This window comes from Vibrio sp. 03_296 (assembly GCF_002265885.1).
This window is the reverse complement of record NZ_NPKW01000825.1, coordinates 1-677: the sequence shown is the minus strand read 5'-3', so window position 1 is coordinate 677 and position 677 is coordinate 1. Positions and strand designations below refer to the sequence as shown.

Annotated in this window: 1 protein-coding gene and 1 pseudogene; both read left to right on the top strand. The window is 45.0% G+C overall.

Translation table 11 applies throughout. The annotated features are described in order from the left end of the window. Positions 1 to 186 precede the first annotated feature (186 nt). A complete protein-coding gene (locus CIK04_RS34560; protein ID WP_325205936.1) occupies positions 187 to 345 on the top strand; it encodes a hypothetical protein in 159 nt (52 codons plus the stop codon). A gap of 10 nt (positions 346 to 355) precedes the next feature. Continuing rightward, a pseudogene (locus CIK04_RS34555) lies at positions 356 to 677 on the top strand (hypothetical protein); the annotation flags it as partial.

The following is a 677-nucleotide window of genomic DNA, read 5'->3' as shown; positions in this document are numbered from 1 at the left end:
ATCGATTTACGGTGTCGAAACCGGGCTATGAACGTATAATCGTGAGATTTATGTCGGTTCGACCGATACCGTTTGGGTCAAGTTGGTTGAACGATAAGCAGGGGTAACCCTGTCTTTCGCATTTTTATTTAAACGCCATTTTTCGATAATTTGGCATGTTCCCTAAGTTTTAATGAAGTATTTATCATGCGTTTAGTTTTTTCTGCACTTACACTTGCCATGCTGCCTGTTGTTGCTGGAATTCCTGCGATGGCGGAAGAAGCAAGCCCTGTGGTGGTTGTTGATGACGCTTTGTTCACCCAAAACACGTTGCTTAGCGAATACGGAAAAGAAGAAATCGGCTAAACAGAATCAGTTGAATAACCAAGCAGAGCAGCTTGAGCGATTGAAACAACAAGAGGCTGAACTTGTTGCGCGACTCGATAAGGCGAAGCAACAGCTTGAGAAAGATTATCAACGTTTAAGTGATACGCCTGTATTTGWWTTGATGCCTGCTCAGAGTGCCTATCAGTCCGCTTGGTCTAAGGTCAAGCAGAATCAAAGCGAGCAGCTCGAAGCGCGTCAAACGCATGAAACACTCGCAAGCGAATTGGCTGCGATTAACGCAGAAGAAACGGTGATTCAGTGGCAAAATTGCACAGCTTCAAGAAGAACGTCAACGTGCTCGTATTGCGACC